Origin of the sequence: Roseibium album, from assembly GCF_001404515.1 — a bacterium.
In the GTDB taxonomy this organism is placed as follows: domain Bacteria; phylum Pseudomonadota; class Alphaproteobacteria; order Rhizobiales; family Stappiaceae; genus Roseibium; species Roseibium album.
On sequence record NZ_CXWE01000006.1, the window covers coordinates 562,752 to 579,671 of the forward strand.

17 protein-coding genes are annotated in these 16,920 nt (G+C 55.6%); 13 read left to right on the forward strand and 4 right to left on the reverse strand.

Going from position 1 to position 16,920, the window contains the following annotated elements; translation table 11 throughout:
• Positions 1 to 104: 104 nt before the first annotated feature.
• The 8 genes from LA5095_RS22345 to recO all read left to right on the forward strand — a co-directional run bounded on the left by LA5095_RS22345 (position 105) and on the right by recO (position 7,408).
• Complete coding sequence (locus LA5095_RS22345; RefSeq protein WP_055118892.1) at positions 105 to 2,351, forward strand: RelA/SpoT family protein; 2,247 nt, start codon at positions 105 to 107, stop codon at positions 2,349 to 2,351.
• Between the two features lie 27 nt (positions 2,352 to 2,378).
• A complete protein-coding gene (gene pyrE / locus LA5095_RS22350; RefSeq protein WP_055118894.1) occupies positions 2,379 to 2,960 on the forward strand; it encodes an orotate phosphoribosyltransferase in 582 nt (193 codons plus the stop codon).
• 34 nt (positions 2,961 to 2,994) lie between these two features.
• Positions 2,995 to 3,597, forward strand: a complete 603-nt coding sequence (locus LA5095_RS22355; protein ID WP_055118896.1) for a DUF2062 domain-containing protein — start codon at positions 2,995 to 2,997, stop codon at positions 3,595 to 3,597.
• A gap of 61 nt (positions 3,598 to 3,658) precedes the next feature.
• On the forward strand, positions 3,659 to 3,955 hold the full coding sequence (locus LA5095_RS22360; protein ID WP_055118898.1) for a holo-ACP synthase: 297 nt from the start codon (positions 3,659 to 3,661) through the stop codon (positions 3,953 to 3,955).
• Positions 3,956 to 4,069: 114 nt separating this feature from the next.
• Positions 4,070 to 4,822, forward strand: coding sequence for a signal peptidase I (gene lepB, locus LA5095_RS22365; RefSeq protein ID WP_029062424.1), 753 nt, complete (start codon positions 4,070 to 4,072; stop codon positions 4,820 to 4,822).
• Positions 4,823 to 4,871: 49 nt separating this feature from the next.
• Complete coding sequence (gene rnc, locus LA5095_RS22370) at positions 4,872 to 5,579, forward strand: ribonuclease III (protein ID WP_055118901.1); 708 nt, start codon at positions 4,872 to 4,874, stop codon at positions 5,577 to 5,579.
• 109 nt (positions 5,580 to 5,688) lie between these two features.
• Positions 5,689 to 6,588: a GTPase Era gene (gene era / locus LA5095_RS22375; RefSeq protein WP_082442845.1), complete on the forward strand. Its 900-nt coding sequence runs from the start codon at positions 5,689 to 5,691 to the stop codon at positions 6,586 to 6,588.
• A 58-nt stretch (positions 6,589 to 6,646) separates the two neighbouring features.
• Positions 6,647 to 7,408: a DNA repair protein RecO gene (gene recO / locus LA5095_RS22380; protein WP_055118903.1), complete on the forward strand. Its 762-nt coding sequence runs from the start codon at positions 6,647 to 6,649 to the stop codon at positions 7,406 to 7,408.
• Positions 7,409 to 7,411: 3 nt separating this feature from the next.
• Here recO and lepB (LA5095_RS22385) read toward each other — a convergent pair whose 3' ends face one another.
• The gene (gene lepB / locus LA5095_RS22385) at positions 7,412 to 8,023 is read right to left on the reverse strand and encodes a signal peptidase I (RefSeq protein ID WP_208992813.1); all 612 of its coding nucleotides are present in this window, start codon (positions 8,021 to 8,023) and stop codon (positions 7,412 to 7,414) included.
• 391 nt (positions 8,024 to 8,414) lie between these two features.
• On the opposite strand from lepB (LA5095_RS22385), the gene parC reads away from it, so the two are divergent.
• The gene (gene parC, locus LA5095_RS22390; RefSeq protein WP_055118906.1) at positions 8,415 to 10,667 is read left to right on the forward strand and encodes a DNA topoisomerase IV subunit A; all 2,253 of its coding nucleotides are present in this window, start codon (positions 8,415 to 8,417) and stop codon (positions 10,665 to 10,667) included.
• Between the two features lie 230 nt (positions 10,668 to 10,897).
• On the opposite strand, the gene LA5095_RS22395 is transcribed toward parC, so the two are convergent.
• Complete coding sequence (locus LA5095_RS22395) at positions 10,898 to 11,809, reverse strand: AraC family transcriptional regulator (protein ID WP_055118908.1); 912 nt, start codon at positions 11,807 to 11,809, stop codon at positions 10,898 to 10,900.
• Between LA5095_RS22395 and LA5095_RS22400 the strand changes: the two genes are divergently transcribed.
• The 3 genes from LA5095_RS22400 (at position 11,808) to LA5095_RS22410 (ending at position 13,928) form a co-directional block, all read left to right on the forward strand.
• The gene (locus LA5095_RS22400) at positions 11,808 to 12,215 is read left to right on the forward strand and encodes a DUF2000 family protein (RefSeq protein ID WP_055118910.1); all 408 of its coding nucleotides are present in this window, start codon (positions 11,808 to 11,810) and stop codon (positions 12,213 to 12,215) included. The genes LA5095_RS22395 and LA5095_RS22400 overlap by 2 nt on opposite strands.
• Positions 12,216 to 12,309: 94 nt before the next feature.
• Positions 12,310 to 13,473 carry an iron-containing alcohol dehydrogenase gene (locus LA5095_RS22405; RefSeq protein ID WP_055119077.1) on the forward strand — a complete coding sequence of 388 codons (1,164 nt, stop codon included), beginning with the start codon at positions 12,310 to 12,312 and terminating at the stop codon, positions 13,471 to 13,473.
• Positions 13,470 to 13,928: an acyl-CoA thioesterase gene (locus LA5095_RS22410; RefSeq protein ID WP_055118912.1), complete on the forward strand. Its 459-nt coding sequence runs from the start codon at positions 13,470 to 13,472 to the stop codon at positions 13,926 to 13,928. Before LA5095_RS22405 ends, LA5095_RS22410 begins: the two co-directional genes overlap by 4 nt.
• Before the next feature lie 186 nt (positions 13,929 to 14,114).
• Here LA5095_RS22410 and smpB read toward each other — a convergent pair whose 3' ends face one another.
• The gene (gene smpB, locus LA5095_RS22415) at positions 14,115 to 14,594 is read right to left on the reverse strand and encodes an SsrA-binding protein SmpB (RefSeq protein WP_029062434.1); all 480 of its coding nucleotides are present in this window, start codon (positions 14,592 to 14,594) and stop codon (positions 14,115 to 14,117) included.
• Positions 14,595 to 14,625: 31 nt separating this feature from the next.
• A complete protein-coding gene (dapA, locus tag LA5095_RS22420; RefSeq protein WP_055118914.1) occupies positions 14,626 to 15,504 on the reverse strand; it encodes a 4-hydroxy-tetrahydrodipicolinate synthase in 879 nt (292 codons plus the stop codon).
• Positions 15,505 to 15,771: 267 nt separating this feature from the next.
• On the opposite strand from dapA, the gene LA5095_RS22430 reads away from it, so the two are divergent.
• Complete coding sequence (locus LA5095_RS22430; RefSeq protein ID WP_055118917.1) at positions 15,772 to 16,692, forward strand: alpha/beta fold hydrolase; 921 nt, start codon at positions 15,772 to 15,774, stop codon at positions 16,690 to 16,692.
• Positions 16,693 to 16,920 lie beyond the last annotated feature (228 nt).

Sequence of the window (16,920 nt, forward strand, 5' to 3'; positions counted from 1 at the left end):
TCGTCCAGTTCCCGCCTGAATTGCGGATGTTTTCCCGCGTTGTTTCAGGCGGATTTTCTTTATCCGACTGATATCTCAGCCGGTTTTCTGGGTCGGTTGCGGCCATGATGCGTCAATATGAACTCGTTGAACGAGTTACGCGTTACAATCCGGAAGCTGACGAAGCCTTGCTCAACAAGGCTTATGTCTATGCCATGCAAAAGCACGGCTCCCAGATGCGGGCATCCGGCGACCCCTATTTTTCACATCCCCTCGAAGTCGCTGCGATCCTGACCGATCTTCGGCTGGATGACGCAACCATTGCAGTCGCCCTTCTTCATGACACCATCGAAGATACGGACGCGACCCGGGCTGAAATCGACTCCCTGTTCGGTGAGGAGATCGGCAAACTGGTCGAGGGCCTGACGAAAATCAAGCGACTTGATCTGGTCTCTCAAAAGGCCAAGCAGGCAGAAAACTTCCGCAAGCTGTTGCTCGCCATCGCGGACGATGTGCGTGTCCTGCTGGTCAAACTTGCGGACCGGTTGCACAACATGCGCACCCTGCAGCACATGCCGCAGCACAAGCGCGGCCGGATTGCCGAAGAAACAATGGAAATCTATGCCCCGCTCGCCGGACGCATGGGCATGCACGACATGCGTGAGGAGCTGGAAGACATCTCCTTTCATATCCTCAACCCGGAAGCCTACGAAACCATCACGGACCGGCTTGCGGATCTGCGGGAGAAAAACCGGGACCTGATTGCCGACATTGAAACGACGCTGACCGAACGCCTCAGCGAACGCGGCATGGCGGCCGAGGTCACGGGACGCGAAAAACGCCCCTATTCGATCTTCCGTAAAATGCAGCGCAAGGCCATTGGATTTGAGCAACTCTCCGACATTTACGGTTTCCGTGTAACGGTCGGAACCGTCGAAGCCTGCTATCGCGTCCTCGGCGTGATCCATACGACCTGGCCAACGGTTCCCGGGCGCTTCAAGGATTACATCTCCACGCCGAAGCAGAATGACTACAAGTCAATCCACACAACAATCGTCGGCCCTTCACGACAGCGGGTCGAGCTGCAAATCCGGACAATTTCCATGGACCGGGTCGCAGAATACGGCATTGCAGCCCACGCGCTTTACAAGGATGGCGAGTTCGGCGGCAGGAATATTGCGCGCCATACGGAAGACTGCCGTGCCTTTGAATGGCTGCGCCGCACCACGGAACTGCTGGCGCAGGGCGATACGCCTGAAGAATTTCTTGAGAACACCAAGCTGGAACTGTTCCACGATCAGGTGTTCTGTTTCACACCGAAAGGCCGGTTGATCGCCCTTCCGCGCGGCGCAACCCCGATCGATTTCGCTTACGCGGTTCACACCGGCATCGGCAACACCTGTGTCGGCTGCAAGATCAACGGCAAGATCATGCCGCTCGTGACAGAGCTTCACAACGGCGACGAGGTGGAAATTATCCGCTCGCCCGCCCAGACACCTCCTCCGGCCTGGGAAGCGATCGCAGTGACCGGCAAGGCCCGCGCCGCGATCAGGCGCGCGACCCGCGAATCCGTCCGCAAACAATATGGCGCTCTGGGTGAACACATTCTGATGCGGGCGTTCGCACGCGCGGACAAGGCGTTTTCAGAAGATCTTCTTGAAGCGGTTCTGGGCAGACACCATCAGTCGAGCGTCGCCGACCTGATGGCCGCCGTCGGCAGGGGCGATCTCAGCGCGCAAGCTGTCTTGAAGTCGACCCATCCGGACTATCAGGACGAGAGGGTTGCGATATCCGGTCCGCCAATGGAAGAAGGCTGGTTCGGCCTGAAGCAGGGTCACGGTCTGAAGTTCCGGATCCCTCCCGGTGACCTGGAAGACGGCAAATCCCGGTCAGACCATGAAACCGATCTCGGCGAAGGTCCTGCCCTGCCCATCCGTGGATTGTCAGGTGACATTCCGGTCAGTTTCGCTCCCGATGGCGGTGCCGTTCCCGGAGATCGGATTGTCGGCATCTTGATCCCTTCGGACGGACTGACCATCTATCCGATACAATCGCCGTCGCTCAAGGAATTCGATGACCAGACCGAACGTTGGGTGGACGTGCGTTGGGACATTGATATCAACAACCCGGAGCGTTTTCCGGCGCGCCTGGATATTTCGGCTGCAAACGAGCCCGGCTCTCTGGCTGCAATTGCACAGGTCATTGGCGAGAACAGCGGAAATATCGATAATGTGAAGATGGTCCAAAGGGCCTCTGACTTCCACCAAATGATCATTGACCTGGAGGTCTGGGACCTGAAACACCTGAACCGTATTATCAATCAATTGCGTTCAAAGCCGAATGTTTCAAGCGTCAACCGGGTCAACGGATAAGATGCAGATTAACAGGGATCCTGATTCATGAACCGCGACGAAGTGTTGTCCTTATTCCGCGAAGCCGGCGCAATCCTGGAAGGGCATTTTATCCTGACATCAGGACTGCGCAGCCCCGTCTTTCTTCAAAAGGCACGGGTATTCATGTATCCGGACAAGACCGAAAAACTTTGCAAGGCATTGGCAGACAAGATCCGGGATGCCGGTCTTGATGATGTCGACTACATCATCTCCCCTGCGCTCGGCGGTCTGATTCCCGGGTATGAAACGGCACGTCATCTGGGTGTCCCGGCCATGTGGGTCGAACGCGAAGACGGCGAATTCCGGCTCCGCCGCTTCGATCTTCCCAAAGGGGCAAGAGTGATTGTCGTTGAGGATATAGTAACGACAGGTCTATCGAGCCGGGAAACGGTAACCTCGTTGAAAGCTCTTGGTGCTGAAGTCCTTGGCGTGGCCTGCCTGATCGACCGGTCCGGTGGCGAAGCTGATGCGTCGGTTCCGATCATCGCACTGGCCGAATACAAGGTACCGGCTTACGAGCCGGATAACCTGCCACCCGAACTGGCAGCTCTTCCGGCCATAAAACCGGGAAGCCGCGGCCTGAGCTGAACAAGAACGACCTGACAGGACAAGAAACCAATTCATGCTGTTCCAACGCAGAAATAGACCATCGCGCATCGAGCGCCTGCGCGTTGCGGTCTGGCCCCGGAACAGCTGGGCCCGCTCAACGAGATATTTCGGCAAACGGGTCCTCAGACTTACCGCAACCCCGCATGCTATTGCAGTCGGATTTGCTGCCGGTGCCTTTGCGTCTTGTACGCCCCTGGTCGGGTTCCACTTTCTGACGGCGTTCGGCGCTGCTTACATTGTGCGCGGAAACATGATTGCCGCCGCGCTCGGAACGTCAATCGGCAATCCCCTCACGTTTCCGTTCATCTGGGCTTTCACTTTCAAGATCGGCCAGTGGATCCTGCATGGAAGAGCTCCGAAAGCGGATCCGCATCAGGTTCACCAGAGGTTTCAGGAAGGTCTGTTCGAAAAGTCTTTCGATGCCCTCTGGCCCATGCTCAAGCCAATGTTTATCGGAGCAGTTCCTCTCGGTCTTGTTGTCGGCACGCTTTCATATGTCATCGTTTACAAGAGTGTGGAAGTCTATCAACGCCGCAGGCGCCAGACACTGGCAAACACCGACAAAACTCCTTATTCCGCACCTGCTTCAACCGTTGAAGAAGACGGCAATGGTTGAGTTTTCCCAAAACCTGCCCAAATAAAGCGTCGCAGACACTTCAAAGACGGATCAAAGACTCATGATCTTGGGAATCGGCGGCGGCCGGATCGATATTCGGCGGATCGAACAAACCCTGGAACGGATCGGCGACCGTTTCACAAACAGGGTCTTTACCGAAATTGAACGGACCAGGTCCGACAGACGCACTGAGCGGGCTGCGTCCAACGCCAAGCGTCTTGCTGCCATGATACCGAGTGGTTTCCGGACCACAATCGATCTGACCATCCCGGACAAATTCCCGCTCTCGCAGGCATTTTCCGTCATTTCCGCCTGGCCGTCCCGCTGGCCAGAACTCCCATCAACAGGTTCTGCATGAACAGCGACTTTGACGGTGTTCGTCGCATTGCTTCCGCCGACGTGAACCGTTAAGAGTTCCGCTCGGGTACGGCCACGAGAATCTGAACCGCCAACAATTGCTTCAAGGGATATTATGAGCGTGTCTGAAAACAAGAAAGAAACGGACGGCGGTCTTTACGAGACTGTGAAGGTCGTAGTTCAGGCACTGCTTCTTGCCCTTATTGTGCGGACGTTCCTTTTCCAGCCATTCAACATTCCCTCCGGATCCATGAAGGATACGTTGCTGATCGGCGACTATCTGTTCGTCTCCAAATACAGCTATGGCTATTCGCGCTATTCGTTTCCATTCGGGATTGTTCCGTTTTCAGGAAGGATCTGGTCCGAGGAACCCGAGCGTGGTGACGTAGCGGTGTTCAAATTGCCGACAGACACCTCAATCGATTACATCAAGCGTGTGATAGGTTTGCCAGGCGATACGATCCAGGTTCTGGAAGGCGTGGTCCATATCAACGGAGAACCCGTCAAGCGGGAGCAAATCGATGACTATATCGAGACTTCACCATCCGGTGCAGTCCGCCGCGTTCCCCGCTTCCGTGAAACCCTGCCAAACGGCGTTTCTTACGACACGCTCGAACTGACGACACGCGGGCAATTGGACAATACGCGTGAATACGAGGTGCCGGAGGGTCACTTCTTCATGATGGGCGATAACCGGGACAACTCGATTGACAGCCGGGTTCTGGCCAAAGTCGGATATGTGCCACTTGAAAATTTCATGGGACGCGCCGAAATTCTGTTCTTCTCGGTTGGTGACGGTAAGCCGGCGTGGCACATCTGGAGCTGGCCATGGACAGTGCGCTGGGATCGCATCGGCAGAACGCTCTGAGGAATAGCCGAGTGGAGGCCCGACTGCCCCATGGCCAAAAGCAGGCTGCATGACACAAAAGCCAAAACAAAACGCGGTATCGGCGCTCAAGGCGGCCTTGCAGTACGAGTTCAGGGATCTTGAGCTTCTCAGGGTTGCCCTGACACACGCAAGTGCCCTAGCCCCGTCAGAAACCGTATCAGGTAGCTATCAACGGCTCGAATTCCTTGGCGACCGTGTGCTCGGCCTTGCAATTGCTTCCATGCTGCACTTGCATTTTCCAAAGGCGGATGAAGGAGAGCTCGCTCGGCGATTCAACCACATGGTCAAGCGCGAAACCTGCGCCGAAATCGCGCAAGAGCTCGGCGTCGGCGATGCCATGCGGATCGGACTAGCGGAAGCGCAAACCGGCGGCCGAAAAAAGACGGCACTGCTGGCCGATATCTGTGAGGCCGTAATTGCCGCCATTTACCTGGACGGCGGCTTTGAGGCGGCTGCAGACTTTGTAAAGCGCCTTTGGGAACCGCGTATGTTATCGTGGACGGGCCCGTTGCGCGATGCCAAGACCACGCTGCAGGAATGGGCTCAATCGAAGAGCCTGCCGACGCCACATTACGAAGTCACTGGGCGCGACGGCCCGGACCACGAACCCAGCTTTACCGTCTCGGTGATCGTGCGGGGGCTGGCGTCCGGCGAGGGCAAGGGCGGCTCGAAGCGTATCGCGGAACAGAACGCCGCTGAAGCAGTCTTGCGCCGGGAAGGCGTCTGGAAGGAATAACAGTATTTTGAGCGACGAGAACGACACAGGCGAACCGATTGACGAGGATGAAGGGTTTGTGCCGCCGAAAGGCCGGTTCGACATTCCCTTGCCTGAACCGCTTGCCCAGATGCCTAGCGACACGAAGGCCGGGTTCATAGCTTTGATCGGCGCTCCCAACGCGGGCAAGTCGACCCTGATCAATCAACTCGTCGGCACCAAGGTTTCGATTGTCACGCACAAGGTGCAGACAACACGCTCGATCGTACGCGGTGTCGCGATGCACGTCTCTGCGCAACTGGTCTTCATCGACACACCAGGAATTTTCAAGCCGAAGCGCCGTCTCGATCGGGCAATGGTCGACACTGCCTGGGGCGGCGCCCGCGACGCCGACCTGATCGCTCTGCTCATCGATGCGCGCAAGGGGATCGATGAGGAGGTTGAAAACATTCTCAAGCGCCTCAAGAGCCAGTCCGTGCCCAAGGTTCTGATCCTCAACAAGACCGATGTCGCAAAGCGGGAAAAGCTTCTGCAGCTTGCGCAAAGGGCCAACGAATATCTGGAATTCGAGGAAACATTCATGGTCTCGGCCCTTACCAGAGACGGTATCGCGACCATACTCGATCACTTCGCCTCGAAGGTACCTGAAGGACCTTGGCTCTACCCGGACGACCAGCCGTCCGACCTGCCGCTGCGTATTCTGGCCGCTGAAATCACCCGGGAAAAACTGTTCGAACGCCTGCATCAGGAACTGCCCTATATCTCAACGGTGGAAACCGAACAGTGGCAGACACGCAAGGATGGGTCCGCACGCATCGAACAGACCATCTATGTTGAACGGAGCAGTCAGAAAAGCATTGTTCTGGGCAAGGGCGGGCAGACGATCAAGGCAATCTCAAAGGCTGCCCGGGAAGAACTCTCCGACATCATCGAGACCCCCGTGCATCTGTTTCTTTTCGTGAAAGTGCGCGAAAACTGGGCCGACGATCCCGAACGCTACCGGGAGATGGGTCTCGAATTTCCGAAGTGATTGAGGGTAAGGTCGAATCCAGTCTTGAATCGGCCAAATCTAGCGTAGGGTATTGGACTTGGAGTGGACCAGCCGCGGCGTGGTACTGACCACACGCAAGCACGGCGAAAACGACATCATTCTGGAGGCCCTGACCCTCGATCATGGCCGGCACCTGGGCCTTGTCCGGGGTGGCCGCTCCCAACGCAACCGGCCCTTTCTGCAACCCGGCAACGAACTGGATCTGACCTGGAAAGCGCGCCTGCCGGATCACCTCGGGCATTTCCAGCTCGAAGCGCAGACACTGCGTGCCGGCGAACTCATGACGACAGCGATCGGCCTCGCCAGTCTGCAGCATCTCGCATTCCTTTTGCGATTATTGCCGGAACGGCACCCCTACCCGCACCTTTACGACGCCCTGAACGTGGTTCTGGAGCATCTTGACGAACCCGATGCCGCAGCCGCTCTGCTGATCCGATTCGAACTGGAACTGTTGCGGGACCTTGGAACCGGCCTTGATCTGGAGGCTTGCGCCGCGACGGGCCAGAAGGATGACCTGGTCTATGTCTCGCCCAAATCCGCGCGTGCGGTCAGCCGGGAGGCCGGCAAGCCCTATCACGACAAGCTGCTTCCCCTGCCCTCGTTTCTTGTCGATGGCCAGCGCCAGGCTGGAAGTGAGCTGACATGGACCGATGTCACGCAAGGCTTTGAGCTGACAAGCTTCTTCGTATCACGCCATTTACGGGAGCGTGACGGTACCGACGGTGGCACACGCGAGCAGGTCATGAGCGCCCTGGAACGACGGTATCGCGAGAGTTTTCCCTGGAATTTCCTAGATTAGACATCAGTCATTCATGTGCGGTTTCAGCGAGCGCCAGACGATATCGTTCGTTTTTCCTGAAACGTATACGGTTGTTGCTCTCCCGATCAGATTTTCAGCGGGAACAAAACCAACGCGGGTCAAAACCCGACTGTCTACGGAATTGTCCCGATTGTCACCCATCAAGAAGTAGTGACCAAGCGGAACTTTGTATTCCCGCGTATTGTCCAACTGTCCCTGTTTCGTCAGGTCAAGCGTTTCATAGGACACCCCATTTGGGAGGGTTTCACGAAAGCGGGGAACGTGCCGAACCGCTCCCGATGAAGACATCCCGATATAGTCGTCGATACGTTCCCGTTTGATCGGCTTTCCGTCAATATGAACAACACCATCCAGAACCTGGATTGTGTCACCGGGCAAGCCGACTACGCGTTTGACATAGACAATCGTGAAGTCACTTGGCAATTTGAAAACCACGATGTCACCCTGATGCACTCTGAAGTTTGGAAGGTATTCAGGGCTGTAGGCGCTCGCGAGATCCCTGTAAAATTCTGCAATCGGCAACCGTACCAAAAAGCGGTCACCGATCTCCAGGGTCGGCAGCATGCTGCCAGAGGAACTGCTGAAAGACTTCATCCGGCTAGCGGTATCACCCAGCCAAGCGTTTCCAATTTCCCCACCGGCAACTGCAAACATAAACAGAAACGGCAGGCCAAACGAAAACAGTTTATGTTTCAAATTTCCCACTCATTGCTGCGATGAAAACCCTCAGTTTCTTCTCAAACTACAAGCCTAGGAAGAAATTCTCGAAAACTCCCAAGGGAAGCTGACATGTTCACCTCTTGCGAGCAACCGGACTTTTCGCTTCCTTCGAGTGCGGGATCTCGTGAGTTTGAGGCCGATCGAATTCGTTCACGTGTTCAAACAGCTTGTGACCATGTTAAAAACCGTTGAAAATCTGCGGTTTCGCACGCCAAATCGGCTCGGGCGAATTGCGCGGGCCATGGGAAACAGATAGCAAACAGACATGGGAAAAGAGACGACACCACCACCGAGCGGCATTGAAGGGATCAACCTTCGCGATGCGCTGGAAGAACGTTACCTCGCCTATGCACTGTCGACCATCATGCACAGGGCCTTGCCGGATGTCCGAGACGGGCTGAAGCCGGTTCACAGGCGTCTTCTCTATGCGATGCGTCTTTTGAAACTGGATCCCGGCGCAGGCTTCAAGAAATGCGCTCGCGTGGTCGGCGATGTCATCGGTAAATACCATCCGCATGGCGATCAGGCCGTCTATGATGCACTTGTACGCCTCGCCCAGGACTTTGCCCAACGCTATCCGCTGATCGACGGTCAGGGCAATTTCGGCAATGTCGACGGCGACAATGCTGCTGCCATGCGGTACACCGAAGCGCGCATGACCGACACGGCCAAGCGACTGCTCGACGGACTTGACGAAAATGCCGTCGATTTCCGGGAGACCTATGACGGCGAAGACAAGGAACCGATTGTCCTGCCGGGCGGATTCCCGAACCTCCTGGGCAACGGCTCCTCAGGCATCGCCGTCGGCATGGCAACATCGATCCCGCCGCACAACGCCTTTGAGCTCTGCCAGGCATGCCTGCACCTGATCAAGAATCCGAAGGCGGAAGTTGACGAACTGCTGGAGCATATCAAGGGACCGGATTTTCCGACCGGTGGCCTGCTTGTCTCCGACCAGGGCTCCATCCGCGAAGCTTATGCGACCGGACGTGGCAGTTTCCGCGTGCGTGCACGCTGGGAGGTCGAGGATCTTGGCCGCGGGCAATGGGCGATCGTTGTCACTGAAATTCCGTACCAGGTTCAAAAGTCGCGCCTGATCGAAAAGATTGCCGAATTGCTGACAGCCCGGAAACTGCCATTGCTCGACGACGTTCGCGATGAATCTGCCGAAGATATCCGCGTTGTTCTGGTTCCGCGCTCTCGCAATGTCGACGCAAATATCCTGATGGAGTCCCTGTTCAAGCTGACCGACCTGGAAAACCGGTTCTCCTTGAACATGAACGTTCTTTCCATGGGCAAGGTGCCCATGGTGATGGGCGTGAAACAGGTGCTGCGCGAATGGCTCGATCACCGCAAAGTTGTTCTGGTCCGCCGCTCCGAGCACAGACTTGGCCAGATCAACCATCGACTCGAGGTTCTGGAAGGCTATTTGATCGCCTACCTCAATCTGGACGAGGTGATCCGGATCATCCGTGAGGAAGACGATGCCAAGGCCGAACTGATCAGGACCTTTGAACTGACCGACGTCCAGGCGGAAGCCATTCTCAACATGCGCCTGAGATCCCTGCGCAAACTTGAGGAACTGGAGATCCGCAAGGAGCACGGAAAACTCACCGATGAAAAGGACGAGCTCACGAAACTTCTCGGCTCAGACGCCCGTCAATGGACCCGAATTTCCAAGGAAATTGTCGACATTTCCAAGGTCTATGGACCTGAAACGGAAATCGGCAGACGGCGCACCGACAAGTCGGAGGCTCCGGAAGCGGACCTGGTCGACATTCAGCAGGCGATGATCGAAAAGGAACCGATAACCGTCATCATCTCGGAAAAAGGCTGGATCCGTGCCCTCAAAGGGCATCAGAGCGATTTGTCATCCCTGACCTTCAAACAGGGCGACAAGCTGAAACTGTCTTTCCATGCCGAGACGACAGACAAGATCCTCGTGTTCTCGACCGGAGGCAAGTTCTTCACCCTCGGAGCTGATCGTTTGCCGGGTGGGCGCGGACACGGCGAACCGATCCGTCTCATGGTCGAGATGGACGAAGCGCAGGATGTGGTGAATGCCTTCGTTCACAAACCTGGGCGAAAGCTTCTTTTGTCCAACAACGAGGCGCGCGGTTTTGTCGTCAGCGAGGATGATGTCATTGCAAACACCCGCAAGGGCAAGCAGGTGCTCAACCTGACGGCCCCGGCGGAAGCAGCCCTTTGTGTCGATGCCACTGGAGATCAGGTGGCGATCATCGGCGAAAACCGGAAATTGCTGGTTTTCCCACTTGCTCAGATCGCGCAAATGGGCAGGGGCCGCGGCGTGCGGCTGCAGCGTTACAGGGACGGAAATGTGTCCGACATCAGGGTTTTCTCCGGCGAAGAGGGACTTACCTGGATCAACAGTTCAGGACGCAGCTTTACCCGTTCGCTGGAAGAACTTACCGATTGGCGCGGAGACAGGGGCCAGGCCGGGCGCCTGCCGCCGACCGGCTTCCCGCGTTCAAACAAGTTCGGTCCCGGCAAACTCTAGCGCGCATCGACGGAATGTCGGATCGCTTACGCGCTTTCTTCTGCTGATCAGTCGGTTTGTGCCCACGACAAACGGAAGCCACCGCAATCAGCGGGAGAAAAGACTGGCTAGGGCCGGATGCCGGAAAACATGGCATCGTCTTTCGTGACACACCTTGCCGAGTGAACTGCATTCAGGCACCAAACGATTCGACATTCATTGGATGCGCTCCAGGTATCTGAAGCCTGCAGTTAAGAAAGACCGTTGGTGGCGGTTAACTGCCGCCACATACCGGGCGTCATCCCAAATGCCCGTTTGAAGTGTCTCGTCATGTGACTTTGATCGGAAAAGCCACTTTCCACCGCCGCTTCCACAAGTGTTTTTCCCAGAACAAGCAGGCGTTTCACGGTTTCGAGCCGACGCATCACCAGGTACCGGTGCGGGCTTGTTCCGAAAACTCTTTTGAACTGCCTCGACAAGGTGAAGCGGTCGAGGTTCGTCATCCCTTCCAAATCACCTACCCGGACCTGTTCCTTATGACTTTCCCTGAGAAACTCGGCGCAGTTTCTGAGCGAAGGCAAGTCGATCGCCTGTCTGTTTCCCAAATCGGATCCGCCAAATTTGCTCAGACACTGTGAGAGTTCGGCAAGCAGATGACTGCGTTTCAATTCTCCCATCTCATGGTCGATGTCTTCAAGGCCCTCCGAAAGGCTCCGCCGGAAGACCGGGTCCGCCAAGACCGGTGTATCGACAAACGGCAAACCCATTGTTCCTGAATGCCCAAGTGCGGTTTGCACGTCCTCCGGCTGGATATAGATCATGCGGTATCGCAGCCCACGTTCAGTCCCTGCCCCACCATCATGAAGCTCGTCGGGATGAATCACGATTATCTGCCCGGGCAACGATGCGCGTGCCTCGCCGCGATATCTGAAAGTCTGCACACCGTTGAGCGTCAGACCGATCGCATAGGTGTCATGTCTGTGAGGGTTGAACCCGTTACCGCGGAACCTTGCCTCGATCCGCTCAACACCCTCCTCCGCAGGCGCCATGCGGATTGCATCAGTTCGTTCGCCGCACAAACGTTCAAGACCATCTGCTTCGATTGCCTCTAGGTTCTTGCAGACCTTCGTTTCTCGAATCCCCCTGGTGGAGTTTTCACCCATGTTTGCTACCAAATTCGTCGTTGTTGTACGGGATGACCTGGCCGTGTGGCAGAAACTAAACGTAACAGCATTTCTTTCAACAGGCATTGCGTCCGCGGCCCCCGGGATTATCGGAGAGAACTACCGCGACGCTGCAGGCAACAGCTATCACCCGATGAGCGTTCAGCCGATCATTGTTCTTGGCGCCGATGAAGCTCTTCTGAAAAAGATCCATGCTCGATCTCTCCAGCGCGGCGTCCGGACGAGCCTTTATGTCGAAGAGATGTTTTCGACCGGACATGATGCCGCCAACCGGGAGGTATTCGGGAAATACACTCCCGAAGAGGCAAGTGTCGTCGGCCTGGCGCTTCACGCCGACCGGAAAACTGCCGACAGGATCACCAAGGGTGCACGCATGCATCCCTGATCAAAAGGCCAACCGCCCGATTCATGACGACTTCCCCCTCGACGGATCGTTTTCCAGCAGGCAATCTGTCTGTCTGGAAAAAATCGGGGAAGACATGACCGGTTCGTTCACATTCAACACCAGCCCACGCATCATTCTTGAAAATGGTGCGGCGTCGAAGATTGATCAACTGGCTGCACATTGCCTTGGTCCGCGCCCGTTTATCGTGACGGATCCCATCATCCTGTCGCTGGGACTGCTCTCGCCGGCGGAGGCCATGCTGAAGGCATGCGGTTATGATTTTGGCCATTTCACAGACGTCGCAGCCGATCCGCCTCGATCACTCGTCGAAGCCGCAGCTGAAGCTGCAATGTCGCACGGAGCGACTTCCGTCATCGGTTTCGGCGGCGGGTCTTCCCTTGACGTTGCGAAGCTTGTCGCACTGCTTGCGAAAAGCAACGAAAACCTCGACGACGCGTGGGGCATTGGAAATGCAAAAGGTCCGCGCCTGCCTCTCGTGCTTGTTCCGACAACAGCAGGAACGGGTTCGGAAGTCACTCCTATCTCAATCGTCACCGTTGGCGAGGAAGAAAAACGCGGCGTTGTCTCGCCGCTCCTGCTGCCTGACATTGCCATTCTTGACCCGTCCCTGACACTCGGGCTTCCTGCTGCCGTAACGGCCGCTACCGGTATTGATGCCATGGTCCATGCGATCGAGGCCTATGCATCCAAGTCGGCAAACAACAATCCTGTCTCAAGATCGCTGGCGATTGAAGCACTGCGCCTACTTGGGGCCAATATCGAGACGGCAGTCTTTTCACCCGGAAATGTCAACGCAAGAAGCGCAATGCTTGCCGGTTCAATGATGGCGGGAATGGCTTTTGCAAACTCTCCGGTTGCTGCGGTCCACGCGCTGGCCTATCCGCTCGGCGGCATTTTCCATATCCCGCATGGATTGTCGAACGCGCTTGTTCTGCCGCATGTCCTGAGGTTCAACAACAGCGTTGCTGCAGACACTTATTCCGAAATCGCAACCGCGTTGTTTCCGGACCTGTCAGAGACTTCAGACGCAGCAGACCGTGCCGAGGCATTTGCGCAAAGACTGGCGGAACTTTCGGCGAAAATCGGATTGCAAACCCGGCTAAGCGACGTCGGCATCACGGAGAGCAATCTACCCAAACTGGCGCAAAGCGCGATGATGCAGACCCGTCTTCTGGTCAATAATCCACGCGAACTGACGGAAACGGATGCTCTCGAAATTTACAAAGCCGCTTTATGAACTCCACAAGTTATCCACAGGCCGTGCGCCAACGCCCACTTTCAAGATCAGACTTCAAGGCGTTTCGGGATATCCCCACGCGGTGGATGGATGTGGACATCTACGGGCATGTCAACAACGTGCAATACCTGAGCTTTTTCGATACGGCCGTAAACGGCTGGTATGTCGCAAACGGTCTCCTGGACCCACGGACGAGCCCTGAAGTCTTTCTCGTTGTCGAAACAGGATGTCACTACTTCGCCGAGTTGACATTCCCTTCTGTCGTTTCCGCAGGCCTGAAAATTGAAAAACTCGGCTCCAGCTCTATCGTCTTCCGTGTCGGTTTGTTTGCCGGCGAAGAGCCGGAAACTGCGGCCCACGGCCGGTTCGTTCATGTTCTTGTGGATCGAAAAACCAGGCGCCCAATGCCCATTTCCGAAAACGCCCGGGGCATCTTATCAAGTTTGATGACGTAGGAAATCCAATCTTGCAAGGCCATTGATTATCCAGAGCCTGTTCTCAGGTAATCCACGGGAAAAGCCAAGGGCAGTCCATTCGCGTCTGCACAACTAACCCACAGACGATCCACACGTTATCCGCAACTTTTCAACAGGCAGGGAAATCGAGCACATGCCCGGTTGTCAACATGTGGAAAACAACTCTCAACCCAAGTTCTTCATAAGGCGGGATTTCTCGCGCTGCCAGTCGCGTCTCTTTTCGGTTTCGCGTTTGTCATGCAGCTTTTTCCCCCGCGCAAGGGCGATTTCGAGCTTTGCCCGGCCTTGCTCGTTAAAATAAAGCTTGAGTGGCACAATTGTCTTGCCGTCCTTCTGCACGGCACCGGCAAGCTTGCCGATTTCACGTTTGTGCAGAAGAAGTTTTCTGGGGCGACGGGGTTCGTGATTGAACCTGTTGGCCTGGAGATACTCCGGTATGTAGACGTTGTAGATCCAGATCTCACCGGCGTATTCAGCCGCGTAGGATTCGGCAATATTCGCCTTGCCGGTGCGCAGGGATTTCACTTCCGTGCCCTTCAGCTCGATCCCCGCTTCCAGCGTATCCTCGATTTCATAGTTGAATCGGGCTTTCCGGTTGTCCGAAATGATTTTTCTTCCCGGATCGCCGCCTTTTTTCGAAGCCATTCTCGTCCTTCAGGGGCAATCCCCCGCAAATTCAGTTGATCAGACCGGCATGTGCCATCGCATCTCGAATTTCGACTTTTGTCGGTTCGGTTACCGGCACGAGCGGCAGGCGAAGCTCTTCTTCGATCTTGTTCAGGAGCGAAAGAGCGTATTTCGCTCCGGTTGGGCTTGGCTCCAGGAAAAGGGCGCGGTGCAGCGGCGCCAAACGGTCCTGGTACTCAAGTGCTTTTGCAAAATCGCCAGCAAGCGTCGCGGCCTGGAATTCTGCACACAGGCGCGGGGCAACATTTGCTGTCACTGATATGCAGCCGACACCACCATGTGCGTTGAACGCAAGGGCCGAAATGTCTTCGCCGGAAAGCTGAATGAATTCAGAACCGCACAAATGACGCTGACGGCTGGCCTTCGCCAGGTCGGCAGTCGCATCCTTGACACCCTTGATATTTGCGCAACTCTCAAACAGTTCCGCCATCGTCTCCGGTGTCATGTCGATTACGGATCGGCCTGGTATGTTGTAGATGATGATGGGCAAGCCAACTGAATCGTTGATGGCCTTGAAGTGTGCCTTGAGGCCCGCCTGATTTGGCTTGTTGTAGTAGGGTGTTACAACGAGCAAGCCGTCCGCCCCTGCCTTTTCGGCATGTTGGGCAAAATCAATCGCCTCGACCGTGTTATTCGATCCTGCGCCGGCAATAACGGGCACGCGGCCAGCCGCAGCTTCAACGCATAGTTCGATTACCCGCTTATGCTCATCGTGACCAAGGGTCGGGCTTTCGCCAGTGGTTCCAACAGGAACCAAGCCGTTCGACCCTTCGGCTATCTGCCAATCCACAAGTTCCTGAAACCGTTTCTCATCGAGCGCTCCGTCCTTGAACGGGGTAATCAGCGCTGGAATGGAGCCTTTGAACATCTCGGTTTCCTCTTGGATGACTCTGGTGTTTACGATGAACGGAATTCGACCGGTCTCAATGGACGCGCAACATACTCACCTGCTGCAAAAGGGGCAATGCTTGCTTGGCGTTTCCTGCTGTTCCATGGTGTTTTCCTTGGCCGAATGCGCCCTTTAAGCGACACATTCAACGATCCTGAGGCGCTCACACCTGTCTCTCCTGTTGGCGGTCTTCCAAAAATCGGTACTATCTTTTGAAAATCGAGATGAGAACGTTTGGAGATTTTCATGGTCACTGCGCCACAAGAAGCGCAATCGAACGCCGTGCCTGCCACCCCCGAACCTATTGACTTCACGTGGCGGAGTTCCGACGGCCTTCAGTTGTACGGGCAGGATTGGCGTCCCACCGACACTGCTCCGGGCAACACCAATCCTCCGATTCTCTGCTTGCCCGGTCTTTCTCGAAATTCCCGTGATTTCAATGATATTGCACAATTTCTTCAATCAAAACATTATCGCGTAGTTGCTCTTGACTATCGTGGAAGAGGAAAAAGCGATTGGGACAAAGACTGGAGGAACTATGCCCTTCCGGTAGAAGAAAACGATATTGCTCTTGCGATCGAGGAACTCGGCCTGGGTCGTTTTGCCGTGCTTGGAACATCACGCGGCGGACTGCATGCGCTTGCCATGACGTTTCGATTTCCGGCGGACCGCATGGCAGGCGTAATCTTCAATGATATTGGGCCTCATATCGAGATGAAGGCAATTCACCGGATCGCCGCAACACTCGGTCGCAATATGAAAACCAATTCCATGGAAGAAGTTGCACGGAACCTGGAGCGGACGATCGGCCAACAGTTTCCGTCATTTGGCCGAAAAGAATGGCTTAAACTAGCAGGACAACTGGCATCGGAACACGATGGCGAATTTGTCATGGACTATGATCCTGCCCTGGCGCATCAACTCGCAAGTCTCGATGACGCGACGCCGGCGCCTGATCTTTGGCCGCTTTACGAAAGACTTACAGATCGCCCGATTCTCATTCTTCACGGTGAACATTCGGACCTTTTAAGCCACGAAACCTGCGTGCGAATGCTTCAGATGCATCCCAATGCGCAACTCCAGACAATTCAGGGACAAGGCCATGCACCGGTCCTTTGGGAATCCGATACTCATGAAGCCATTGGAAGTTTTCTGAAAAGACTCTGATTGGCAGTATCAAATGGCACTTTTCAGCGACCACGGGTCAGAACCTGCCTTCATTTGACCGCGCGGGCCTCGAAATCGCCGAATATTGTGTCGACTCGACCCAAAAAAATCTAGAACCAAAAGAAAAACCCGGCGTTTCCGCCGGGTTTCCCATCAAACCTCTTGAGAAGGATTGATTAGAAAGTGCGCTGCATACGAACACCGAAGAGGAGTTCGTCGAAGTCGGTG